Origin of the sequence: Hymenobacter citatus, assembly GCF_014333615.1 — a bacterium.
GTDB classification, from domain to species: Bacteria; Bacteroidota; Bacteroidia; order Cytophagales; family Hymenobacteraceae; genus Hymenobacter; species Hymenobacter citatus.
Genome location: NZ_JACSCY010000016.1, coordinates 90,758 through 115,547 on the forward strand (window position 1 = coordinate 90,758; position 24,790 = coordinate 115,547).

The following is a 24,790-nucleotide window of genomic DNA, read 5'->3' on the forward strand; positions in this document are numbered from 1 at the left end:
ATGAACAAGTTCATCCGGCACGAGAAGCTATTTGGCAATCAGCTTGATATCGAATACGGTACCGTTGTTTTTGCCCGTACCAGCACGTATCACCATGTTTTTATCCGTGATGGAAAGAATACGGTATGTAAGATCCGGTGCATCGGTGATGCCGATAAACGTACCCGCTTTCGCAAATACCAACTGGGCTAATCCAGCGCCATCGGCCGGCCCAAAGGTGTAGGCCGAAGTACCCGAACGAGCGGCCTGGCAGCTACCAGGACTACCAGCCACAAACGTTTCGTCCTTGGCGTTGTAGGTAAACATATCGGTAGCAGAGAACGTAAACTCGTCATCAGCTTGGCAGGCAGGCAGAGCACCAACACTGCCCCCACCGTAATACTGGGTAGGGTTACCCTCAGTACCTACCGTAATGGTTTTTTCCACCGAGTTGTCGAGCATCCAGGTTTTCTGGGTACCGCCCGTCAGCAATTGCTTCACGCGGGTTACGGCATCGAAGGGCACCAGCGTCACCTCAGTTTTAGTACCGTTTGTTAGTGTACCCCGCAGGCGCAGAATGGTATTGCTGGCTTCTACAATGGTGTAAGTACTGTCTCTCAGCGCTACTTGCTCGCCAATGTAGGCTTTGCTGCTACTCAGGGTTAGCTGCCCTAGCCCATTGCTACCTGGCTTATACACAAAGCTGGTCGAGGCGTTGGCTTCGCTACCGCACTTATTATTCGTAGTATATGTGTAGGTGAAAGAGCTGCCGCTGAAGCTGAATTGGTCATCGGCCTGGCAAGAAGCCAGGGCATTGGCGGCCGACGAAGACGTAACGTTGTTATTGGCATCTAAGCGCTTAATTGCGCCGGCTTCATTCGAAAACGTCCAAACGCGCGCCGATGGTGCGCTGCCGTTGCAGGCTACCAGCACTGAAAAGCCGGTGTTGCCGCAGGCCGAAGGCACTACCACATCGGTTTGCGATGTCTGCGCGAAGCCACCCTTTCCTGATACCAGCAGCCGTACTTTATAAGTGCCGGGCGTATTATAGGTATGCGTGGCGGGCGAGCCAGTGCCAGTGGTGCCGTCGCCGTATTCCCACTCGTTGATGAAGCCGTTTTCGCTGGTGTTGTTAAACGTGACTTTCACGGGAAACTGCGTCGAGTTGACGGTGCTGGTGAAACTGGGCGACGGCAGTGCGCCTTCCAGTTGCCCCTCGTCGTTTTTGTCGCAGCCGGTGAAGAGCAGTGGGCTCGCCAATAGCGCCCACACTGCTTTGTTCCTGGTAATTTTCATATCAAATAGGCTGAAAGCGTCTGTAAAAGCGGCTTAGTAGCCGGGGTTCTGGGTCAGGTTGGGGTTCACGTCGCGCTCCGACTGCGGGATAGGCAGCACCAGGTTGTTGGGCGTGGGCACCCCTCTGTTGATACCCAGCGTTTTGAGGTAGGCGCTCTGCGCGGTCATTACCGCTACCAGGCCGTATGGGGTGCCGCCGTAGCGCTTCAGATCAAACCACCGGTCAAACTCAAACGCTAACTCGTACTTACGCTCACGCAGAACAGCAGCTGTGAAATCAGGTGTGTTGCCGGCATTCAGGTCGGCGGTAGCATTGGCCGTGTTATAGTCTACCCCAAGTGCACGACGGCGCACTTTGTTGATAGCCTCAAAGCCTTCGGGTGTAGGTCCTACTGCCTCGGCCAGAATCAGGTACATTTCGGCTAAGCGTAGTACTGGCACGTTGAGGGGTGAATCCCAGATGTTGGTATTCACTTTACCTACAAACCATTTTCTGCAGCTGTACCCAAATGGCGAGCCACCTAGCGTAGCAGGGTTCTTGGTGCCATCGGGGTAGGTGTCGCCAGGCGCCCAGATGGTGACGGGCTTCCGCGTGTCACCGGCCAGGTAGCCATTCACGAAATCCGGCTCCGGAATATCAAAGCCATAACCGCTACCCGGCGTCTGGTTCTGGCCGCGTGGCCCCAGGAACTCATTCAGCGCCGAGCCCACATTGTTGCGGTCGTACTCGTTGCGGCCGTTGATGTACTGCACCTCAAACAGCGACTCTTTGCCATTTTCGTTGGCCGTTTTGAAGTTGTCGCCGTAGTTGGCCCACAAGCTTTTACCCGACCCCGAAATGACCGCGCGGGCCTGCTCGGCAGCGCCGGCTTTGTTGCCCTGCGTGATGTATACCTTCGCCAGCAGGCCCGTGGCTGCCCACTTGGTAGCCCGGCCCAGGTCGGCACCGCTATACGACGCGGGCAGGTTCCCAATAGCGTCTTTCAGGTCCTGCTCAATCTGCTTATACACGTCGGCTGCTGGGGAGCGGGCCACGTTGGCCTCCGCAGCGCTGGCGGGGGGCACCGTCACCAGCGGCACATCGCCAAAAGCCCGCACTAGATCGAAGTAGTACTTCGCCCGCAGAAACTGTGCTTCCCCCAGGCTACGCTTCTGGATGGTGGCGTCAATTTCCGTGATAAGCGGCACTTTTTGCAGCACAATATTGCACCGCCCTACCCCGATGTAGCTACCCTGCCAGAGCTGTTGCGCTATTAGGTTGGTAGTCGGAATGTTGTAGTCATCGAGCTGGGTATACTCAATCCCGTCGCTACCGCCACCGCCACCTGTGGTCGAGATATCAGCCATGATATCCATGCCCCACAGGGCGCTGTTGTACTGACCGGCTTTGGTTAGCTCGCTATACGCGGCCGTTACGGCCTGAATGGCGTCGGTTTGGTTTTTGTAAAAGTTGGCGTCCGTTATCTGGTCAGAGGGAGATTCCTCCAGAAATTTTTCCCCGCAGCTGGTAGTCAACAGGCCCAACGACAGCAGGAAAGCACCGCAGGTATATTTTGTGATAGTCATTCTCGTGGGAATTGAAACAGATTAGAAACCGATGTTGATACCACCCATCAGCACCCGCGACTGCGGATAAATGCCTTGGTCGACACCGCTAGCGCTTACCTCTGGGTCGAAGCCGCTGTACTTGGTCAGTGTCAGCAGATTTTGCCCCGTTACGTACACGCGCAGCTGCGAGGAGCCGAAACGATTTGTAATGCTCTGGGGCAGTGAATAACCCAACGTCAGGTTCTTGAGACGCACATATGAGCCATCCTCAATGAAGTGCGTAGACACCCGTAGGTTTTGGTTCGGGTCGCTGTCGATGGCGCGGGGCACATCGTTGCTGGTGCCAGGACCAGTCCAACGGTTCAGCACCCGGGTGCCACCGCTAAACGAGCCGTATAGCGCACTCTCCAACAGGTAGCGGTTCAGGTTATACACATCGTTGCCCTGCACACCTTGGATAAAGAAGCTCAGATCAAAGCCTTTGTAGTTCAGCGTGTTGGTAATACCAAAAGTAAAGTTCGGGTTTGGGTTGCCGATAAACTTCCGGTCGTCGGCGTTGATGATACCATCTCCGTTCAGGTCTTTGAAACGAATATCGCCTGGGCGCGTGCCGGATGTTTGCGTGGCGTGCGTATCTACCTCTTCCTGCGTCTGGAACAAGCCATCGGCTACCCAACCGTAGAACGAGCCAAAGGCGTACCCTTCGTCGTAGCGCACAATGCTATTGCCGCTCAGCGTGCCAGCCCCGTTGTAGGGTAGGCCTGCCCCCAGCGACTCCAGCTTGGTTTTGTAGCCCGATACGTTCAGCGTAGTAGTCCAGCTGAGCGCTTGGCCCGCTCCTGTGAAGTTGTGCGAGGTCAGCGAGAAGTCGATACCACGGTTGTAGGCCGAGGCCGCGTTGGTATTGACGTTTTCGTAGGTACCTGTTACGTAGGAAACCGGCACCCCGGCAATCAGATTGGGCGATTTGCGGTTGTACACATCGATGCTGGCTTCTAAACGGTTTTCCAGCAAACCTACATCTATACCAACGTTTGTCTGGTTGTTGTTTTCCCAACGCAGGTTGGGGTTGGCCTGCCGGGTAGGAGCTCCACCCGTGTTGATGGTACCATCTGGTCCGAAGGGGTAGGTAATGCCGAAGTTGATGGCGTAGAGGTAGGCGAAACGACCGGCGTTCAGCGGGTTACCTACCTTGCCATAGCCGGCCCGCAACTTCAGGTTGCTGATGACGCGGCTACCTTTTAGGAACTCCTCCTCCGAAATGCGCCAGCCGGCCGAAATACCGGGGAAGAAACCGAACTTATCACCGGGAGGGAATACGGAAGAGCCGTCGTAGCGTGCCACAGCCGACAACAGGTATTTACCAGCAAACTCGTAGTTAAGACGCCCGAAATAGCTAGCCAGACGCTGCGAGGGGCTGATGGCACCCGCGTTGCTCAGCTGCGTATTGATGGGGCCGGCGTTAATAACCTGCAAATCGTTGCGCAGGTACAGCGAACGGTAGGCCTCTACATTGCTATAGTTGAACTCCTGCGCCGACTGACCGAGCAGAAACGTCACCTGGTGCTTGTCGGCAAACAGGTGGTCATAGGTCAGCGTGTTTTCGATAAGGTAGCTGGGCGCGTAGCTGGCCGTAGCCGAAGCACCGGCAGTGTTGTAGCGCTGGGTGTAGCCCGCCAGAACCGGCCCGGCCGGCGCGAAGGAATTGAAGTTGTCGAATACAAAGTCAAAGCCTACGTTGGTTCGGAATCGTAATCCAGTCAGAGGCTCCAATTCCGCAAAGAATGTGCTCAGAGCACGGTTTCGCGTGAATTTCTGGTTGACACGTTGTGCCGTGGCCAGCGGGTTTTCTTCGGTAAAATTGTCCGTTGCGCCGTTCGGCTGGTACCAGTACCCATCGGGACGATATGCCGGCACAATGGCAGGAATGCGCAGTAACTGCTGCACAGTGCCATACTCCCCGTCGTTTGATGTGATCTGGCGGTCATTTAGGTGTGTGAGCTGAATACTGTTGCCTAGCTTCAGCATCTTATTCACCTGCACGTCGCCATTAGCACGCAACGTGAAACGCTCAAAATGTGAACCCACAATGATACCATCCTGCTGGAAATAGGTTCCAGACAAGGCGAAGCGTGCTTTCTCGCTGCCTCCAGTAGCTGAGAGAGCATAGTTCTGAATTTTGGCGCGCCGGAAGACCAGATCCTGCCAATCGGTGCCCTCTCCTAGCGCGGCGGGGTCACGCAGTCGGTCTACCACAATGGGCTTGCCAGCGGCTATCCGGCTTTCATTGTTGATGGTAGCGTACTCTTCCGCGTTGAGCAGGTCCAACTTGCGCGCTACCGTCTGCACACCCCGGTAAGCATCTACGTTGAACGTAGTCTTGCCGGCCTTGCCTCGTTTGGTGGTAATAATTACTACCCCGTTGGCCGCACGCACCCCGTAGATAGCGGTAGCAGAGGCATCCTTCAGTACATCAATCGTCTCAATATCATTAGGGCTAATGGCATTAAGCTGATTTTCGCTACCGGAAGGCAAGGGAAAGCCATCTATTACATACAGCGGTGCGTTGTTGCCAGCCGACGTTATACCGCGAATCCGCACCGATGTACCAGCAGCGCCACCGGGGGCACCGCCGTTTGAGGTGATAGTCACACCGGCCGCTTTGCCCTGCAAGGCCTGCGTCACATCGGCCACTGGCTGACGTACCAGTTCCTGCCCGTTCACCGACGAAATAGCGCCCGTTACGCTGCCGCGCTCCTGGGTGCCGTATCCCACTACCACCACTTCGCCCAGCGCCTGACGGTCTTCCAGCAAGCTGACATTGATGTTGCTAGTTGCGCCTGTGATGGGTACCTCTTTCCTGATATAGCCCACTGAGCTAATTACCAGTGTGCTTCCCTCTGGAACATTCAATGAGAAAGACCCATCGGCGCCTGTAGAAGTACCCAGGGTAGTACCCTTCACAATTACAGTGACACCGGGAAGCCCTTCGCCGTTGGCCTGCGTTACGCGGCCTGATACGGGAACATCTGCCAAGTACTTCCCCGGCAGCATCGAGAACGGACCGACGGGTGCCTTGGCCCCTGCTGCGGGTAGCGCTGCTACCGGTAGCCCACAGGCAGCCAGTAGTACTACCCGCCGCCTGAAAAAGAGTGAGTAGGAGTTGTGCTTCATGAAGAAAATGGTGTGGGAATTAGGAAATACCGAATACTGAAAGCGTTTTCAGAAATCGATTTAGGAATTCAACGATAATATCTTAGTGAAAAAGCCTCTAACATCAACACTCATCAGCACAATGGTCAAACCCATGGCTTGATAAGAATGCTTGCTCTTGTAAGCGGCGTAATCAACAAGTCAAAGATATCCTGACTTGTTTGGCAAATGCAAACCTAAAAACCCTCTACACAACGTGTAAATGGCTATTTTTCAACTACCGCACAAGTAAATTACACACTTACTACACACGTTGCACATACATATTCATGGTTTAGATCCTGTTCTTTGATTTGCACATGACTCATTCGTACAGTTAAAAAACAATGCTTTAAGAAAGGCTTAAGCAGATTATTTTTTTGCATTCATCATGAAATACAGAAATCGTTTGCAGTTAAAAACACCTAGATAGTTATTGTTCTGCCGAACCCTGCTCTACTAGTGAGTCTTCTACACCTACTTCGTGCGTATCTAAGAGTAACTTTGTCCAACTTTCTTGTTCGTCATATTCAGGAGTTTGCTCTCGGCGGCGCATTGCTTCGGCTACTTTCTGGCTGAAGCTCCAACAGGTTCCTTGCCGCAGATCTAATACCCGCGATAATTCCTGAGAAGAATAATTGCCGTGGTGCGTGTGCAGCAAAAACACTGCGTAGAAAGCCTTTACAATCGAGAATTTACATTTCTGAAAAAGTGTGTAGGCAGTGGCCGACTCTACGTACCGGCAGCGGGTACAACGCCGAGAATGGGCCTCGCGCCCATCGCAATACTTTTCGTGGCCACAGCGACGACATTGGTAGCCGCTGCTCCACTTTAGTTCGGCTAGGTAGGTTAAGCACGCTTCTTTGTCTGGGTAGATTTGGCTGAACTCTCCAAAATCTACCTCGCGAGAGAGCACCCGTGCCTCCTGCGCCTGTTGTAAATCGTGCTGTAGCTCCGCATTTAGCTTCTCAATGGCTGCCGATTGTAGCGCCAGCAACCGGTTTGCCTGTACCAATTCGCGGTTCTGACCGGCAATTGTTTCGCTCTGATGGCGCAGCTCTTCCGTTCGGCGCGCCACCTGAGCTTCCAGCTCGGAGTTAAGTTGATCTTTCAGGTGCTGATTCTGTTGCAATTGCTCCAGCAACTGGCTTTGGGCATGCTGCCGCTTGCGTAGTTGTTTCACCAACCGCTCCTGTGCCCGAATAGTAGCGTCTTTGATGGCCTTTATCTTATCGCCAAGCGCATAAGACAGCACAGCTATTTCTAGCACGAAGGCCACGTTCATACTGTATACCGTGAAGGTATTGGTAAGCGCATGAATACCCAGTTTTCGTAAAACCAGAAATAACACACTGATAGCAACAAAGCTATGAGCAGCTAAAAAGAAAATGGCCGGCCGAAAGCCGCGCTGATATACCCGCACGGCTAGATAGCACACCATGGTATACGGTAGTGGGTAAAGCCAGAACCCTAGCCCTGAATGCAGCATTAAGGCATCGATTAATAGTAGCGCAGCACTACCTAGCACTACACGCCGCACCCACGCATCATACTGCGGCAGCCGCTCTGCAGAGTCCATAAACTGCCGGGCGTAGTAACTGAACGTGAGCAGCAGCAGTACTGGGGCTACCGCATTCACTAGCTGGTTCAGCCAGGGTAGCGTAGGCCACAGATACTGAAAGCCCAACCCATCTTCTGATAAAAACACTAGGCTACAGCTCAGCACATAGGCCACATACCGCAAATACATCTGTTCGCGAATAAACAGGTAGATGCATAGATTGTAGATGACCATAATCAACAGCACACCATAGAACCCACCCAACAGGCCATACTCGCGCTGAAAATGACCGGCAAGGATTGTTTCCGTGCGCAGTCGGGCCAGAAAGGATGTTCTAGAGCTCGATTGTAGTCGGATATAATAAGTATGTGTCTTATTTGGGGTCAACGGGAGCCGGAACAGAAAATTTTTGTAGAAGTACGGCCGGCTGTTAAAAGGCAAGTCTGCTCCCGTACGCACTGCAGGGGCAGTATTTTCATCCTGGTAGAGTGAGATGTTGTTAATGTGGGAGTCCAGCAACTCCAGGTACCAGTGGCGCTCCGCCTGTTCGGCATCGTGCAGCGTTAGGCGCAGCCAATAAGTAGCCGATGGATGCTGAATGCTAGTAAACGCTTGGCTTGCAACCATAAAACGTCGCGACCACTCCGGCTTGTGCACATCCTGAATGGTGAGCCGGCCTGTAGGATCCTCCAGTACACTATAGGCAGCGGGGGTAAGAAACAGTTCGTCTATGTTCGTGGTAATGTGCAGCGTGTCTTCCCGCACTGCGGCACGACATATCGAACTACCACCCAATAAGCTTATTAACCATACTATACCCAGCGAAAACCACTTGGTGGAATGCCACAACACTGTGTAAGGAAGACTCATACCGTCTTTTATCAGGATATGAAACGACTTAGCGCCTGTTTACTGGCCACTCTGAGTTGACGCCGCTACTAAATTGAATTGTAGCCAGCCCAATCGGGCACCCGGCTCTGCCACGTACACACGCAACGTATGCTGTCCAGCTGGCAGAGCAGTTGTCGTTGTTGTCAATGTAGTCCAGGTGCCGGCATTGTCTGTTGGCGGAACGGCCAGGGTAGCAATGAGTTTGTCGGCCACTCGTAGCTGTAGCTTAGCGGGAGACGCACCTTCATTTGCCACTCGTGCCTGTATGGTATAACGTCCAGCCTGTTTGATATTTACCGTGTACTGGAGCCATTCTCCGGCGGTCATGTGTTGCACGGCCAGCGCGGTGTCACCACCATCGTGGGCCACGCCCACATCTACGCCATCGTTACGGCTGGCGCCACCCAGGTTCCAGCGGTCGGGTCGGCGGTAGTCCGTTTTTTGATACACACTATCTTGGTAGGCAACTCCTGCCCTACCCATATCATAGTGGGTAGCAGCTATAGTACCAGGTAGCGTTAGTGTTGTGTAGGGCGTAGTAGCTGTCGTGCCAGGCTGTCGCATCAACGCGTCGAGCACGTCGTGGTTGGGCTCACAGTTGCGGAACTGAATGTTGCGCAGCAGAGTAGTCCTGCCCTCCGGCGTTAGGATAGAGCCGTAGGGCTTAATATTAAGTAGACTGGTAGTGCCAGCTACTCGCTTCACGTTCCAATGGCACCAGCCAATATGCTGCTTATTCAAAGCCTGTGCGGCAGCAGTTAGCCATTCGTTGGAGTTTTCGCCGGTCTCCCCTACCCACACCGGTACCTGCCATCGCTCCCGGAAAGCCACCAAGTTGTAAATCAGGTTGATCTGGTTAGGATTTGCGTCGCTTATGGTAGGGTCGTTGGTACACCAGTAGCGGTGAGCGTTGTATACCAAATTTGTTTTGTCCTTTACTAGTAGCTTATCAGGTGTCAGATTTGTGTATTCGTTACCGTAGCCGTTGCCTTCCAGCATAATTAGGTGCTTATCACCTTGCGCCCGAATGGCCGTAATCAGACGACTATACAGGGTTTGCGCTTCTGAGTTGTCACCGGCCATGCCGTGAGTGGCATCCATGCCATGCGGCTCATTTATAACATCATACATTGCTACCCAAGGCTCGTTGTGGTAGCGGGCGGCCAGCTTTTGCCACAGCCGCACAGTAATGTCCTGGTAAATAAGGCGTCCTTTGCCATCACGCCGTTTCCATAGATCCAACGGCACAATACCGTCGTTGATGTTGCGGTCGGCACCCTGGCCACCAGGAGCCGCGTGTAGGTCGAGAATTACATATAGCTTATTAGCCTTGCACCATGCCAGCAGGTTATCGATGTAACGGAATCCATCCAATTCTTTCGGATTCGCGAATAGCTGGTCTGCATCGTACCATTTTGCCAGTGCCGCCACATAGGCTGGCACAGCACTGGCCTGGTCTAAGGCCTGTTCGCGCAAACGACGCTGGGCAGTCGTCAGGAACAGGTCATAGTGCATAGGTAGGCGCACGCAGTTAAAACCTTGAGCGGCAACGAAATCAATATCAGCCTTCGTTATAAATCCGTCGCGGTACTGCTTGTAGAAGTTCTCTACCTCACCTGCTGACATTGTGCGGCGCATGGCTCGCTTAATGCGTCCTTGCGCGTTCAGCGTGTCGGTACCTAGCATGTAGCTTTCTTGCAACAACCAGCCTCCTAGTCCTACTCCTTTCAGGACAACTTCCTTTCCTTGTGCATCTACAATAGTAGCGTCTTTTGCTCGTAGCAGGCTCTGCCCTTCGCTCCTGTTAGAAAGAAGTATCAGCAAACCAGTAAGCAGACAAGTCCATTGCCTGTTCAGAGCAACGAACTGGTGGAAACGTAGCACCATAAAGAGTGGGATTGTAGATAGGGGCAGAATTACCTATTCCACTTTTGGTACCCGTTCATAAGCTAGCTATGACATGCGCCGAGGATGCGTGATTCGCTATGCAAATGTACTCTTGCTATAACGTTTGCGCTTTTTGGATAAATGCGCTTCTAACGAGTGGTCCCTTGTGGAAAGGTAACCAAATATAGAGTGGCGAGTGTGCTAAATGCAAACTTTAAAAGCTTGGTAATTACGTTTAAATCAGCTTTTTCAGGTGTAGCACAATTTACGTTATACACTTATTACACACATAGTGATGTTTCCGACCCTTGCGTATTGGCTATTACTGGCAGATGAAAGAGCAGCCTTTACAAATAAAAAACAACAGCATGGTGAATGGATAATGAGATATTATTCATTGCTTACGAAATCGTTTGCGCTGTTTGTATAAGGAATTCTATCTAATAGACTAGCTTAGCTCCTATTAGCTACCTACTACCTGCCCTACCCCAAACAGGAGGGTAAAAGCCAGCGTGCTCATAGCCATCTGTTTCAATAAAGGGTCTAACTGCATCGACTCCTGGCGTTGCCAAACCTGTTGACCATTGCGCAATAGTAGAGGTGCTGATAAGAAGAACAGCCACTGCCAGGGCGAACAATAGGTAAGTATGACGTATACTACCGCACAGGAGAAGCCCGTCCCTATCAGTAGCCAGTGGTAGCGACGAGCAGTTACTGGCCCCAGCCGCACCGGAATCGTGATTTTGCCGGCCAGCTTATCGGAGCGGATATCCCGGATGTTATTGACGTTCAGCACAGCAGTTGCGAAACACCCCAGCGCAGCAGCTGGCAGTAGCACTAGTAGCGGCAACGCTTGGGTTTGGAGGTAGTATGTGCCGCACACACCAACCAATCCAAAAAATAAGAAAACCGATATGTCGCCCAGCCCAGCGTAGCCGTAGGGTTTGGCTCCTGCTGTGTAGTTGATGGCTGCCCAAATAGCTGCCAGCCCCAGCAGAAAAAAGCTAATTGTAATCCACATAGCTGCCAGTCCCAGCGCGACCCACAGCAGCGCAATGCCAGAGGCCAGGGACAGAGCCCCGAAAAGGAGCATGCCGCGCTTCATCTGGGCTGGTGTGATGTGGCCGGCCTGCACCGCCCGCTGTGGTCCTTCGCGGTGGATGCTGTCGGCGCCATTTTGGGAGTCGCCGTAGTCGTTGGCTAGGTTGCTTAAGATCTGCAGCAGAATGGTAGTCAGGACAGCTATGGCAAACACGCTACCCCGAAACTGCCCGTGAGCTGCCGCTAGAAATCCTCCAGTGAAGATGCTGGCCAGCGATAAGGGTAGGGTGCGCGGCCGGAAAGCTGAAATCCAGGCTTTGGCTGGACTAACGGCACCAGAGGACGTGGCAGAAGCAGAAGCAGCCATTGTGAAGCAGAAATACAGGGTAGGGAAATGAGAGGATGGAAAGCCAGACTTATGCTGGCTCAATGGCCGCTATGGTGGCAGCGTTCAACTCAGAAAAATCATGAATAACCAAGTCTGCCTGGCTTAGATCCTGCAAGGCTGAGTGCTCACTATCGTAGCCAATGCAATAAATTCCTGCGGCTTTGCCTGCAGCAATACCATTGGTAGAGTCTTCAATAATGACGCACTCCTTTTTGGAGCCGACGGCTAGGGACGCAGCCTGTTCGAAAATAGCTGGATCGGGCTTAGAGTATGTGAAGTCCTCGCCGCTAAGCACGTGGTCGAAATAGGGGTACAGGTCGAACCGCTTCATAACCCGGCCTATCGTTCCTTTTGAAGCCGAAGAAGCCAGAATCAATTGAAAATCGTGCGCGTGCAGGTCTTCAATAAGGGCACGAACAGTACCTAGCAGGTAGAGGTCTGGCTTTTCATCAAATGCACGGTTGAAGAACTCCCGCTTTCGGGCCATCAACTCATCAACACCAGCAGAAAGCCCATACTGCTCTTTCAATTGCTGATACACGTTTTTGGTGGAAGATCCGGTGAACGTCGCATATTCCTCATCCAACATATCGATACCTAGTTCCTCAAAATGCCGAAAAAAAGCATAACGGTGTACAGGCTCCGTATCGACAATCACCCCATCCATATCAAAAATAACCGTGCGTATCATACAAAAGCAGCTTGTGGTGGCAGGAGCCACGAAGGTAGGCAGCCTACCCACATAAAATAATAATCCGGACAGCAGGAAGCGGCAGAACCTTCTCCTATTGTCCGGAATACTACAATTTAGTAACTAGTTTACTTCAGGATGGCGGCTACCAGTTCGTCGCTCATAGGCTTCACCTTGGATGGGTAGAACGCTACCACGTGGCCTTTCTCATCGACAAGATATTTGCAAAAATTCCATGTCGGAGCGTCGCTCACAACTCCGTTCTTCGATTTGTCAGACAGGAATTTGTACAGTGGTGCGGCATCATCGCCCTTCACCGATACGGTGCTGAACAGCGGGAACGTAACACCATAGTTTTTCTCGCAGAACGAGGCTACTTCGGCATCGGAGTCTAACTCTTGGTTAAAGCTATCTGATGGGAAACCCAGCACGACTACCTTGCCAGCGTACTTTTTTGACAACTCTTCCAGCTCTTTGTATTGAGGCGTGTAGCCGCATTTAGAAGCCGTATTCACGATGAGCAGCTTTTTACCCTTGTACTGGCTCAGCTTCACCTCTTTCCCGTCAATGGTTTTCACGGTGTAGTCGTACACAGTGGCGGGGGCAGCGGGCGCTTCGGTCATGGCAGGAGTAGGTTGAGTGGCAAACGTGGCGGCCGAGAGACCAGCAATAGCCAAGGTGCCGAGCAGAAACAGCGACGAAATTTTCATGAGAGTAATCGAGGGAGAAGTGGAAGATATGCAACCGACAAACCACTAAACTAGCTCATTGGTTTCGGCAGGAGAAGGTACGTATTTGTTGGATACAACGGTTCTGCTTTCTCGCGGAAAACAGCTCTGCGCTTACGTTTTGGAGGGTGTCAGCCACTTTTCTACCTGCGCAGGCTGATAAGCGGCCATGTGGTCGAGCAAAATGGCGGGCGTTTCGGCTTGCAGCAGTTGCTGGCGATTTTCGGAGCGGAGTAGAGCTTCGTCTACCATGTGGTCGAGGGCGCGGAGCAGGTGGGTGTAGAAACCGGCTACGTTCAGCACCCCAATGGGCTTGGGGTGTAAGCCCAACTGCCCCCAAGTCAGCACCTCAAACAGCTCTTCCAGAGTACCATAGCCGCCAGGCATAGCCACAAAGCCATCGGCTAGCTCGGCCATTTTCAACTTACGCTCATGCATGGATTGCACCACGTGCAGCTCCGTCAGGCCCAGATGCGCTACTTCTTTATTGGCTAAGAATTCGGGAATGACGCCAATAGCTTGGCCGCCGTGTTGGAGCACGCTGTCGGCAATAGCGCCCATTAGCCCTACCTTCCCGCCGCCGTATACCAGCGTCAGGTCACGCTCGGCCAGAATACGTCCCATTTCGTGCGCCTGCTGCCGGTAGAGGTCGTTGCGGCCGATGCTGGAGCCGCAGTATACTGCTACTGATTTCATAATTGCATTATAAACTTTATCCGCTCTACAGCCTAGAGTCTACGCCTTAAGCTATAGAGCGGGTTGATGCGCGGGTATTACATGCGCTCCGGTACCTGAATACCCAACAGCCCCATGCTGGCCTTGATAACACTACCAGTTTGCGCTGACAATGCTACGCGGAAAGCTCGTTTCGTTTCATCGGGTTCAGGGAAAATAGGCACTTCTGTGAAGAAGCGATTGTATGCTTTAGCTATGTCATAAGCATATTGTGCTATAATGGCTGGCGATTGAATACGCGCTGCCTCAGCAATAGCACCACTATACCGCGCTATTTCTTGCACTAGCTCTATTTCTGTAGGCTGTAATTCTGAGATGCTGTCCGAAACCAAAGCAAAGTCTATATTCCTTTCAACTGCTTTGCGAATAATGCTTGAAATACGAGCGTGCGAATATTGAATAAACGGCCCCGTGTGCCCCTCCAGGCTCACCGATTCTTCGGGGTTGAACAGCATCCGCTTCTTGGGGTCTACCTTCAAGAGGTAGTATTTCAGCGCGCCCAGGCCCAGCATGTGGTAGAGTTGCTGCGCTTCTTCTTCTGAGAGCCCTTCGGTTTTGCCTTTTTCGAGGGTAGCAGCTTTGGCAGCTTCCACCACCTCGCTTACCAGCTCGTCGGCATCTACCACTGTACCTTCGCGGGTTTTCATCTTGCCTGTGGGTAGGTCTACCATACCGTAGCTGAGGTGGTAAATAGCGTCGGCATACGGCTTACCCAACTTCTTGAGCACGGCCTTTAGCACCTGCATGTGGTAGTTCTGCTCATCGGCAATAACGTACACACTCAGGTCGTAGTGGAAATCCTGGTACTTCAGCTCGGCCGTGCCCAGGTCTTGGGTAATATATACCGAGGTGCCATCGGCACGGAGCAGCAGCTTTTCGTCGAGGCCTTCTTCTTTCAGATCAACCCACACAGAACCGTCCTCTTTTTTAAAGAATACGCCTTTCTGCAAACCCTCCTCCACGCGCTCTTTACCCAGCAGATAGGTGCCCGATTCGTAGTAAAATTTGTCGAAATCGACACCAATAGCCGCATAGGTAGCGTTGTGGCCTTCGTACACCCAGCCGTTCATTTGCTTCCAGAGGTTCACTACCTCCTCGTCGCCGGCTTCCCAAGCCCGTAGCATGTCCTGCGCGGCCAGCATCATGGGAGCCTGACGTTTGGCCACATCGGCGGCTACCCCGTCGGTTTCAAGCTGCTTCACCTGCTCACGGTAGTGTTTCTCAAACAACACATAGTACTTGCCGATGAGATGGTCGCCCTTCATGCCGGCTTCCTGTGGTGTTTCAGCGTGCCCAAAGATCTGGTAGCCCAACATCGACTTGCAGATGTGAATACCCCGGTCGTTTACAAGGTTTACCTTACTAACCGTAGCACCTGTAGCTTTTAGAATCTCGGCCACCGAGTAGCCCAGGAAATTGTTGCGCAAGTGGCCCAGGTGCAGGGGCTTGTTGGTATTTGGCGACGAATACTCCACTACCACTTCCTGCGGACCGCCGGTGGCTACTGGTGCATCGGCGGGCTGCTGACGCAACTGCTGAAACACCTTCACCCACTCCTGCACGGCCACTTCTAGGTTCAGGAAACCTTTTACCACGTTGTAGCCCGTCACGGCCGGCTCGTTGGTGACCAACCACTCGCCCAGCGCCTGCCCAATCTGCTCGGGGCCTTTGCCTAGGGTTTTGGTGAAGGGAAACGTGACGAGCGTAAACGAGCCAGCAAAATCCTTGCGGGTAGGCTGCAACGCGAGCTGCTGGGCGGGCACATCGGCCCCGAATACGTGTTGCATGGCCGCGCTAAGGGCGGCTTTTAGGGTCTGTTCGAGTTGTTGCACGGGAGAGCTACTGGGGTGGCGCTACTGCTTCTACCCTGCGTCACGGATAGGGCGCAACGGGCAGCAGCAGAAGCCGCAACCGGTTTCTACTGCTGCAAAGGTAGGAGGTGGCGGGGAAGGTGGGCTTATTTATTTTATAATCTATACTCTTGATATGATGCTCTGTACCTATTATAGAATAATTTAAAATTACAAATAATCACAAAGTATATTCCATAAAGTATTTAGCTTGGAAGTTCACTGAATACTCTATTCATCAGTTCTAGCTAACCATCAAATATTCACTCTTCAATGAAGTAGGCCGCAAAAGTTTTTGCATTGGCGATTCTACCCACTTATAAAGAGCTATTGAGAAGAGTGTATAAGCTAATAACCGTATCATCCAATGCCCGGCTATAAATTGACTAAAAATAAGATCGACAACGCCTACGTGAATTAAATAAAATACATAAGAACTCTTACCCAACAGAATAAATAATTTAGATTGCAATAATTGCTGTAGCTTGGTACGCTCGTGAATTAATCCCCAAAACGTAACAGCAATAAAAACAGGCAGTATAGCATAAATCAATAAATGATTTCCGTAATCAATTACTGTATCCTCAGGCGACGACATTCGCTCACATATAGTCATTAAAATCATACACGCTAAGATTCCAAGCCCACCTACCAAGGTAGCCATTTTTCTCGTGCTATATAGCTCTGCATGAGGCCGTCGGTTCATCCACAGGGCCAACCCGATTCCAATGATAAATTCTACACAACGCCCAAAAAAAGTATCAGATAACATCATGCCCATGCTTTTCATCAAGCCATAGTAAGGCAAGAAATTAGAGCAAAAAGCTACTAGTAATCCACCGGTTAACAGCAGAAGAAGGGGATAAACATATATCCAACGAATGCTCTGCTTAAGGCCTAGAAATAGAAATGGCGCAAATAAGTAAAAGGTTTCTTCAACGGTTAGAGTCCATGCAGTTGGGACGCCCACAAAAACTATATCATTAAAAAAAGCTCGTGTAAGAGTAATGTTTATAAATACGGTTATAATCTTATCATGCAATTCAAAAGACTGAGGCCATTCATACCAACTACCTGTATAATGGAAAATCATTACCAAAAAAGTAAATAATGTTAGTAAAAAATAAATTGGATAAATTCGGGCAAATCTACTTTGCAGATAATGACGAAACCACAATCCCGTCAATTCGAATCTATCAAAATATCGCGTGGTAATGAGAAAACCACTAAGCACAAAAAAGATATTGACGCCTATATATCCCTGTTGAACAAACCGTATAGGCCATTTAAAAAGGTGGCTTTGTGCATCCATAGGAGCAACTGGTGCTGCATGGAAGAGGAATACCATCAAGGCAGCAACAGCGCGAACACCCGTCAGAGCAGGATAGTATTTTGGAGGAGTTGTAACGGATGTATAGATAGATGCCAAGGGAGGTATAGTATTGTTAGTTTTATTAAACTGTAAAGGAATTTTGTCCTAAAAATATAGATTAATTCTTAATCTATGTACATCCAATCGGCCTTCATTCATTCTGATTATAGTTATATAGGCGAGGACCTTTTACTAAGCAGTTCTTCTAATTCGAAATAAGTATGTAATTCCCTGGATGTCACAGCTGTTTTTTGATTTATCCTACCAACTATACATCTAGCATATAGCTAATTACATATCATTTTAGTCTTTATATTTCCCCTTTTGGCAACTCAGTGAAAAGTATAGGCTAAATACCAACTTTCTTAAAGCAAGCCACTAGAATAAGTATTCTACCCTCCCGCCACCTCCCCCCGCGGCCCGCGCGAGGTCACCGCGTCCACGCGCAGGCGCTCCTGAATGGTCTCCGTGGCGGCTTCCAGAATCGTGAAGGCGTTGTGGGCCATGGTATTCTCTGAGTCGAGGGTAGGGTTGATTTCCACCATCTCGAAGCATACTACCCGTTCGTTTTCCAGCAGGGCCTGGCAGAGGGCGGTGGCTTGGGGTACGTCGAGGCCGGCGCGCACGGGCGTGCCGGTGCCCTTGCTGAAGCGCGAATCCAGCGAGTCGACATCAAAGGAAATGTACACCATGTCGCAGAAGCGCAGGCGCTCATAGATTTCGCGGGCGACTTGGTGGGCACCTTTTTCGATTACTTCTTCCAGCGTGAAGTTCTTGATGCCGTGGCGCCGGATGATGGCGTTTTCCTCGGCTTCGGTGTCGCGCACTACTACGTACACCAAGTGTTCGGGTAGGAGCTTAGGGCCGGGCTCGCCCAGGTTTTGGAGGCGGCGCCAGAAAAATTCGGTTTCGGGGGGCACCTGGTTGCGCTGACAGAGCAGGTTATCGTCGTTCAGAGCCAGGGCCAGCGGCATGCCGTGCATGTTGCCCGAGGGCGTGGTGTAGGGCGAGTGAATATCGGCGTGGGCATCTATCCACACTACCCCGAGCGTTTTGTGGGGGTAGGCCGCCTTGATGCCGGCAATGGTGGCGGCGGCGTTGGAGTGGTCGGCCGCCAGCACTACCGGAAACTCGCCGAAGCGCAACGTTTGCTCCACGGCGCCGGCAATGGCCTTTTGCACCGTATACACCGCATCGATGTGCTTGGCGAAGGGAAACTGATTTTCGTCGAACAGCGCCTGGTTCTGGTCGGGCACCACCACGGCACTGAACCGGCGGAAATAATCGGAGCCTTGGTTGAGGCAGGCAATGCGCAGGGCATCAATGCCGAGGCTGGACCCTCGGGTACCCGCTCCCAACTCAGAGCGGACTTCGAGCAACTTAATGCGACGCATACTACATGGGCAGAAAAAGGTTAAGTGGTTCTAATGCTTGCCGATTGCCAGGGGTGGGACCGGGGTAGGCTTGGCGCCAGCGGACCTTCCGCGGCGGCCAACGAACAAAGCACAACCAAAACCCCGCGGGCGGGGTATCTTTGCAAGTCTAAAGTTCGCGAAAAGCGCGCATTTGGTTGTTATGATGACCAGTCGGACCGTTATGCTGAGCGCAGCCGAGGCATCTCTACCGTGAGTAATCTGATTACTATCAGTAGTGATGCCTCGGCTGCGCTCAGCATGACAGCCTACATTCTTTTCGCCTCACTTCCACCCCTACCCTCCTCCATGGATACTTACCACGACCTGATTAGTCAGACGTTTGATTTTCCCAGCCAGGGTTTCACCGTCGAGAACAACGAGCTGCAGTTCCACGACATCGACCTGATGGCACTTATTGAGAAGCACGGCACGCCGCTGCGGCTCACCTACCTTCCCAAAATCAGCTCCCAGATTCAGCGGGCCAAGGAGTGGTTTGCGCAGGGAATCAAGAATATCGATTATAAAGGCAGCTATTCCTACGCCTATTGCACCAAGGCCTCGCACTTCTCCTTTGTAGTGGAGGAGGCCCTGAAAAACAACGTGCACATCGAAACGTCGTCGTGGTTTGATACCAGCATCATTCGGGCCATGCACGCCAAGGGCAAGCTCACGAAGGATACGTACATCATCTGCAACGGCTTTAAGCGCACAGAGTACCGCCAGGAAATCTCGGCCCTCATCAACGATGGTTTTGTGAACTGCATGCCGATTCTAGACCACCTCGGCGAGTTTGACTTCTACCACGAGCACGTGCGTGAGAAGTGCAAAATCGGTATCCGGGTGGCGTCGGACGAGGAGCCGCGCTTCCAGTTCTACACCTCACGCCTTGGCGTGCGCTACGCCGACGTGATTCCGCTCTACGAGGAGCGCATCAAGGAAGACCCGCGCTTCGAGCTGACGATGCTGCACTACTTCATCAACACGGGCATCAAAGACACCAGCTATTATTGGTCGGAGCTGAGCCGGTTTGTGCACAAGTACTGCGAGCTGCGCAAGGTGTGCCCTACCCTCACGACTATTGACATCGGCGGGGGCCTACCCATCCAGACCAGCATCCAGCCGGAGTACGACTACCCCTACATGATTCAGGAGGTGTTGCGTACCATCCAGCGCATTTGCCGCGAGCAGGGCGTGCCGGAGCCGGATATCTTCACCGAGTTCGGTATTTTCACGGTAGGCGAGTCGGGTGCCATTCTGTATTCTATCTTGGACGAGAAACTACAGAACGATAAGGAGTTGTGGTACATGATTGATGGCTCGTTCATCACTAACTTACCCGACACCTGGGCCCTGAATCAGCGCTTTATTATGCTGGCCGTGAATGGCTGGGAGAAGAACTACCGCCGCACCCAGCTCGGTGGCCTCACCTGCGACTCGCAGGATTACTACAACGCCGAGAAGCACATCTACCAAGTGTTCCTACCCGAACGCAAAGAGGCAGATAAGAAGCCGCTGTATGTGGGTTTCTTCCATACCGGCGCCTACCAGGAAAGCCTCTCCGGCTACGGCGGCATCAAGCACTGCCTGATTCCGGCCCCCAAGCACATTATCTTAGACAGGGCCGAAGACGGCACCCTTACTGACCGGGTGTTTGCCGACGAGCAAAAGCCTGAAACGATGATGAAGATTCTGGGGTACCAAGCGTAATTGTCATCTTGAGCGCAGCGAGGAATCTGAGTAAGAATTTGCCGGATTCCTCATTGCACTTGGAACGACCTCTTCCCTTTTTGCATTCTGGTATCTTTGTTGCTCAGGCCTTAGTGCCTCAACTTTATCAGACGACTTCAGTTTCGCTTTCACTCATGGCAAAAAAACTACTTCTGCTCAGCCTCGTGGCTCTGTCCGGTTTGAGCGCCTGCAACAAATCCAAGTGCCCGGCTTACACCAGCACCAAAGCAGCCAACCGGATTTCCTCGACCATCACGGCTTCAGAAGCTACTACCCCAGCCGTGCGTCAGTAGACCCTTGCTTCATTGTATAACAAAAGCGCCTTTCGCCTCGTGCGGAAGGCGCTTTTGTTATTAAGTGACTTCTACTAGTTAATGGCAACGCGCAATTTCACCACTTCATCAGCGTTAATAAGCTGATTCACTTACTCCTATTTACAGAAAATGAGAAAAACTTTGCTTCTGGTATTTGTTGGGTTGGTGGGGTTAGGTTCGTGCAAATCCAGTTGCCCTGCTTACACCCACACGCCACCTACCCCGCCGCGTGCTGTACCGGCCGTGGTACTCACGGCCCAAGCTGCCCCTACCCCGCAGCCAGAATAAGATCCGTAGCGGCTGCCAGATCTACCGCATAGGGCGTGGTAGCATAGGCTTCGGAATGGCCCACCAAAATGCCCTGCACGCCTACCCGTGCCCCCGCTTCCAGGTCGCGGAGCCGGTCGCCGATAATCCAGCATTGCGCGGGGTCGAGGTGAAAGCGGGCTATGGCTTTTTCCAGCATCAGCGAGTTGGGTTTGCGTGAGAGCGACTCGCTCACCGATGGATGCCCCGGCGCATAGTAAAACGCATCAATCAACTGATTGCAAGCAGCTTGCAGCTTATCGTGGCAGGCGGTTACGTGCTGCACATCGTAGAGCTGCTTGGCAATACCGGCCTGGTTGGTCACCACGATGAGGTAATATCCTGCGGCTTTCAACCGGGCCAGACTTTCGGGTACCCCCGGCGACACAACGAACTTATCCAGTTCCAGAATATAGTCGCCGATTTCATCGTTTAGCACGCCGTCGCGGTCCAGGAAAATGGCTTTGTTGAGGGTAGGCGACATAGGAAAATGCGATGAACGGTACGTAGTGAGGGCAAAGACAAGCGCAAATTTGCGTCTTTTGCACAGAAGCAGGCAATCCACTCGGCTTATCCTTCTTTCCTGCACTTCTAAACTAAGCACGCTGAAATGGGGTTTTAACATGTCCTTTTTCAGTATCTCACTCTTTCTACCTCATGGCTATAGCCATCATCGGCGGCGGTATCTCGGGTCTCACCGTAGCGTGGTATCTGCAACAGGCTGGCGTTGCCTACGACCTTTTTGAAGCCAACAACCGGGCGGGCGGCACCATCCGCACCCAGCCCACAGATGGCTACCTACTCGAAACCGGCCCCAACTCCCTACAACTCAGCGACGACTTGCGCGACTTGGTGCAGGACCTCGGCCTCACTGAGCAGCTTCGGGATACGGCCGCTGTGAGTGCTAACCGCTACGTGCTACGCAATGGCCGCTACCGCAAGCTACCTGGCAAACCCCAACAGTTGCTGTTTGACGGGTTTTTCAGCCTGAAAGCTCGCTACCACATTTTGCGGGAGCTGAGCCGTCCGGCCGCCCCTACCGACCCCAACGAAACGCTGGCCGGCTTCATCCGGCGCCGCTTCGATCAGGAATTGGTTGACTATGCACTGAACCCGTTCATCTCCGGTATTTATGCCGGTGACCCCGAACAGTTACTTCTGCACAAGACATTTCCGCAATTAGCAGCATTAGAGCAAGCGCACGGTTCTGTGTTGAAGGGTTTTGCCAAAAGCGGTAGCGGGCAACGACGACGTATAGTTTCGCTACAAGGCGGTTTGCAGACGTTAACCGACACGCTTACGCAGCGCCTTGTCCATTATCATAGTAACCAAGCTATCAACAGCATCGCCCGGCAGCCCGACGGCACTTATCAGCTGAGCACATCTGTTGAGGCAATGCCTACCCCCTACTCGGCTGTAGTGCTGGCACTACCCGCGTATGCTGCTGCGGCTTTGCTCAAACCATTGTTTGCACCGGAGGCAGCAGCTTTGGCCAACGTATATTACCCACCCATGGCCGCTGTTTACTCGTCCTACCCTCGCGAGGCCGTCACGCACCCACTCGATGGCTTTGGGGCTTTGCATCCGAAAAAAGAGAATCGCTACGCCGCCGGCAGCGTCTGGACCACGTCGTTGTTTTCAGACCGTGCGCCAGCCGGCGAAGTGCTCTTTACGACCTTTGTAGGCGGTGCTCAATATGAAGAACAAGCCCGCCAACCCGAAGCAGCCCAAAAAGCTGCTGTTCATCAGGAGCTAAGCCAGCTGTATGGCATTGAAGGGCAGCCAACGTGGCAATTTCGCTATTACTGGGAGCGGGCTATTCCGCAATTTGATACCCGCATTGTGCCCGCCCATGCCGCTGCTGCTACCTTAGCCGAGCACCGTATCTACACTGCTGCCAACTGGCTAGCCGGAGTGGGCGTCCCCGACTGCATCCGCCACGCCCGTAAGCTGAGTCGTCAGTTGATAGACATGTAGGCTGCTCCAGGCGCTAGCTTTTCGCTGAAACGCTACCCTACCCATAACTTTTCCCCGCATACTCGTACCATTTCCCGCATCCTCCTACCTTTGCCGCATGAACGAAGGGATTGTCCTGATTCCTACTTACAATGAGCGCGAAAACGCGGAGTTGATCGTGCGAAAGGTATTTTCGCTGCCGACGACTTTCGACGTGCTCATCATCGATGATGGCTCACCCGATGGCACCGCCGACGTTATCCGGCAGCTACAGTTAGAATTTCCAGACCGACTGTTTCTGGAAGAGCGGGCGGGTAAGCAAGGACTAGGCACGGCTTACCTCCACGGTTTTCGGTGGGCACTACAGCGCGACTACGGCTACGTTTTCGAGATGGATGCCGATTTCTCGCACAATCCCGAAGATCTTATCCAGCTGTATGAAGCCTGCACGCAGCAGGGCTATGACCTGGCCATTGGCTCGCGCTACATTCAGGGCGTGAATGTGGTGAACTGGCCCATGGACCGCGTATTGATGTCGTGGTTTGCTTCGGCCTATGTGCGCATTATTACCGGCATGCCTATTATGGATGCTACGGCAGGCTTTAAATGCTACTCAGCCAATGTATTGCGCACGGTGGTACGCCACCGAATCCGGTTTGTGGGGTATGCCTTCCAGATTGAGATGAAGTGGCTGGCCTACAAATATGGGTTTCGTATCAAGGAAGTGCCGATCATCTTCACCGACCGCACGCGGGGCACTTCCAAGATGAGCAAAGGCATTTTCAAGGAGGCTTTCTTTGGCGTGTTGCAGATGAAAGCGTCCAGTTGGTTTCGGCGCTTCAACCGGGCGTCAGCCCAGGCATCAGCTCAAAATGAGGAAGCCGCTTTATCATCTGCTGCCAAAAGTCGCTAGTGCTTTCCGCCTGATTCCAATCGGCTGCTTACCGAAATATGCGGAGCCTCGTATCTTGAGCTACGCATGGAAAATTCTCCTCTATTCTGGGTCGGCTTCGTTGTATTCGTGCTGGCCATGCTCTTACTCGATTTGCTGGTGCTCAACCGCAAAGCGCACATCGTGCGCATGCGCGAGGCACTCGGCTGGAGCGCTTTCTGGGTAGCGTTATCCCTAAGCTTCAACTATCTGGTGTACCGCACCATGGGCCACCAAGCTGGCCTTGAATTCCTGACCGGCTACCTCATCGAGAAGTCGTTGAGCGTTGACAATCTGTTTGTCTTTCTGTTGATTTTCAGCTACTTCAAGGTTCCTGCACAGTATCAGCACAAGATTTTATTTTGGGGAATAATGGGGGCACTGGTGCTGCGGGCAGCCTTTATTCTGGCAGGTGCGGCGTTGCTGGCAAAATTTCACTTCCTACTCTATTTGCTAGGAGCCTTCCTCGTGTACACCGGTATCAAAATGGCCATCAGCGCCGACGACCCCGAAATTGACCCCGAATCCAATCCTATCGTCAAGTTCCTGGGCCGCCACCTCCCCATCACCAACCGCATCGATGGCCCTGATTTTTTTCTACGGCGCAATGGAGTTTTATTTGCTACCCCGCTTTTTGTGGTACTGGTGATGGTAGAAACCACCGACGTGGTCTTTGCCGCCGATTCTATTCCAGCTATTCTGGCCGTGTCGCGCGATACCTTCATTGTGTTTACATCCAATGTGTTTGCGCTATTAGGCTTGCGGGCTATGTATTTCGCATTGGCTGGGCTGATGCGCCTATTTCACTATCTGCACTATGGCTTATCCCTTATTCTGGTCTTTATTGGCGGCAAGCTGTTGCTTAGTGAGTATGTGCATATTCCTATGGGTGTAGCACTGGGTACAGTAGGCGTTATCTTATTTGGCTCTGTGCTCCTATCGGTTCTATTCCCCAAAGCTGAGAAATCGCTTCCATGAAGC

Annotated in this window: 19 protein-coding genes; 6 read left to right on the forward strand and 13 right to left on the reverse strand. The window is 52.4% G+C overall.

All coding sequences use genetic code 11. From position 1 onward, the window contains the following. Positions 1–27 precede the first annotated feature (27 nt). The 12 genes from H8B15_RS17195 to H8B15_RS17250 all read right to left on the reverse strand — a co-directional run bounded on the left by H8B15_RS17195 (position 28) and on the right by H8B15_RS17250 (position 18,553). Positions 28–1,275 carry a PKD domain-containing protein gene (locus H8B15_RS17195; RefSeq protein ID WP_187320885.1) on the reverse strand — a complete coding sequence of 416 codons (1,248 nt, stop codon included), beginning with the start codon at positions 1,273–1,275 and terminating at the stop codon, positions 28–30. 33 nt (positions 1,276–1,308) lie between these two features. Beyond that, positions 1,309–2,841 (reverse strand): RagB/SusD family nutrient uptake outer membrane protein, encoded by a 1,533-nt coding sequence (locus H8B15_RS17200; RefSeq protein WP_187320886.1) that lies wholly within the window; start codon positions 2,839–2,841, stop codon positions 1,309–1,311. A 21-nt stretch (positions 2,842–2,862) separates the two neighbouring features. Further along, on the reverse strand, positions 2,863–5,997 hold the full coding sequence (locus H8B15_RS17205; protein ID WP_187320887.1) for a SusC/RagA family TonB-linked outer membrane protein: 3,135 nt from the start codon (positions 5,995–5,997) through the stop codon (positions 2,863–2,865). Between the two features lie 451 nt (positions 5,998–6,448). Continuing rightward, positions 6,449–8,446 (reverse strand): 7TM diverse intracellular signaling domain-containing protein, encoded by a 1,998-nt coding sequence (locus tag H8B15_RS17210; RefSeq protein ID WP_187320888.1) that lies wholly within the window; start codon positions 8,444–8,446, stop codon positions 6,449–6,451. A gap of 39 nt (positions 8,447–8,485) precedes the next feature. Then, a complete protein-coding gene (locus H8B15_RS17215) occupies positions 8,486–10,153 on the reverse strand; it encodes a cellulase family glycosylhydrolase (protein WP_187320889.1) in 1,668 nt (555 codons plus the stop codon). A 664-nt stretch (positions 10,154–10,817) separates the two neighbouring features. Next, positions 10,818–11,762 (reverse strand): 1,4-dihydroxy-2-naphthoate polyprenyltransferase, encoded by a 945-nt coding sequence (locus H8B15_RS17220; RefSeq protein ID WP_187320890.1) that lies wholly within the window; start codon positions 11,760–11,762, stop codon positions 10,818–10,820. A 49-nt stretch (positions 11,763–11,811) separates the two neighbouring features. After that, the gene (locus H8B15_RS17225; protein ID WP_343069176.1) at positions 11,812–12,504 is read right to left on the reverse strand and encodes an HAD family hydrolase; all 693 of its coding nucleotides are present in this window, start codon (positions 12,502–12,504) and stop codon (positions 11,812–11,814) included. 98 nt (positions 12,505–12,602) lie between these two features. Next, positions 12,603–13,184: a glutathione peroxidase gene (locus H8B15_RS17230; RefSeq protein ID WP_187320891.1), complete on the reverse strand. Its 582-nt coding sequence runs from the start codon at positions 13,182–13,184 to the stop codon at positions 12,603–12,605. 132 nt (positions 13,185–13,316) lie between these two features. Next, complete coding sequence (locus H8B15_RS17235) at positions 13,317–13,898, reverse strand: LOG family protein (RefSeq protein ID WP_187320892.1); 582 nt, start codon at positions 13,896–13,898, stop codon at positions 13,317–13,319. 77 nt (positions 13,899–13,975) lie between these two features. Next, a complete protein-coding gene (argS, locus tag H8B15_RS17240; protein ID WP_187320893.1) occupies positions 13,976–15,769 on the reverse strand; it encodes an arginine--tRNA ligase in 1,794 nt (597 codons plus the stop codon). 262 nt (positions 15,770–16,031) lie between these two features. Beyond that, positions 16,032–17,216, reverse strand: a complete 1,185-nt coding sequence (locus H8B15_RS17245; protein WP_187320894.1) for an acyltransferase family protein — start codon at positions 17,214–17,216, stop codon at positions 16,032–16,034. A 335-nt stretch (positions 17,217–17,551) separates the two neighbouring features. Beyond that, entirely contained in the window at positions 17,552–18,553 is a 1,002-nt protein-coding gene (locus H8B15_RS17250; RefSeq protein ID WP_187320895.1) for an arginase, read from the reverse strand. A 327-nt stretch (positions 18,554–18,880) separates the two neighbouring features. On the opposite strand from H8B15_RS17250, the gene H8B15_RS17255 reads away from it, so the two are divergent. The 3 genes from H8B15_RS17255 (at position 18,881) to H8B15_RS17265 (ending at position 20,904) form a co-directional block, all read left to right on the forward strand. After that, entirely contained in the window at positions 18,881–20,281 is a 1,401-nt protein-coding gene (locus tag H8B15_RS17255) for a type III PLP-dependent enzyme domain-containing protein (protein ID WP_187320896.1), read from the forward strand. 155 nt (positions 20,282–20,436) lie between these two features. After that, positions 20,437–20,595, forward strand: a complete 159-nt coding sequence (locus H8B15_RS17260; protein WP_187320897.1) for a hypothetical protein — start codon at positions 20,437–20,439, stop codon at positions 20,593–20,595. Positions 20,596–20,745: 150 nt separating this feature from the next. Continuing rightward, positions 20,746–20,904, forward strand: coding sequence for a hypothetical protein (locus H8B15_RS17265; protein WP_187320898.1), 159 nt, complete (start codon positions 20,746–20,748; stop codon positions 20,902–20,904). Here H8B15_RS17265 and H8B15_RS17270 read toward each other — a convergent pair. Further along, positions 20,885–21,406 (reverse strand): D-glycero-alpha-D-manno-heptose-1,7-bisphosphate 7-phosphatase, encoded by a 522-nt coding sequence (locus H8B15_RS17270; protein WP_187320899.1) that lies wholly within the window; start codon positions 21,404–21,406, stop codon positions 20,885–20,887. The two genes, H8B15_RS17265 and H8B15_RS17270, sit on opposite strands and share 20 nt — an antisense overlap. 173 nt (positions 21,407–21,579) lie before the next feature. Between H8B15_RS17270 and hemG the strand changes: the two genes are divergently transcribed. From hemG to H8B15_RS17285, 3 genes are all read left to right on the forward strand, one after another. Further along, positions 21,580–22,899 (forward strand): protoporphyrinogen oxidase, encoded by a 1,320-nt coding sequence (gene hemG / locus H8B15_RS17275; RefSeq protein WP_187320900.1) that lies wholly within the window; start codon positions 21,580–21,582, stop codon positions 22,897–22,899. Positions 22,900–22,996: 97 nt separating this feature from the next. After that, positions 22,997–23,791: a polyprenol monophosphomannose synthase gene (locus H8B15_RS17280; RefSeq protein ID WP_187320901.1), complete on the forward strand. Its 795-nt coding sequence runs from the start codon at positions 22,997–22,999 to the stop codon at positions 23,789–23,791. A gap of 66 nt (positions 23,792–23,857) precedes the next feature. Continuing rightward, positions 23,858–24,787 (forward strand): TerC family protein, encoded by a 930-nt coding sequence (locus H8B15_RS17285; RefSeq protein ID WP_187320902.1) that lies wholly within the window; start codon positions 23,858–23,860, stop codon positions 24,785–24,787. The last annotated feature ends 3 nt before the right edge of the window (positions 24,788–24,790 follow it).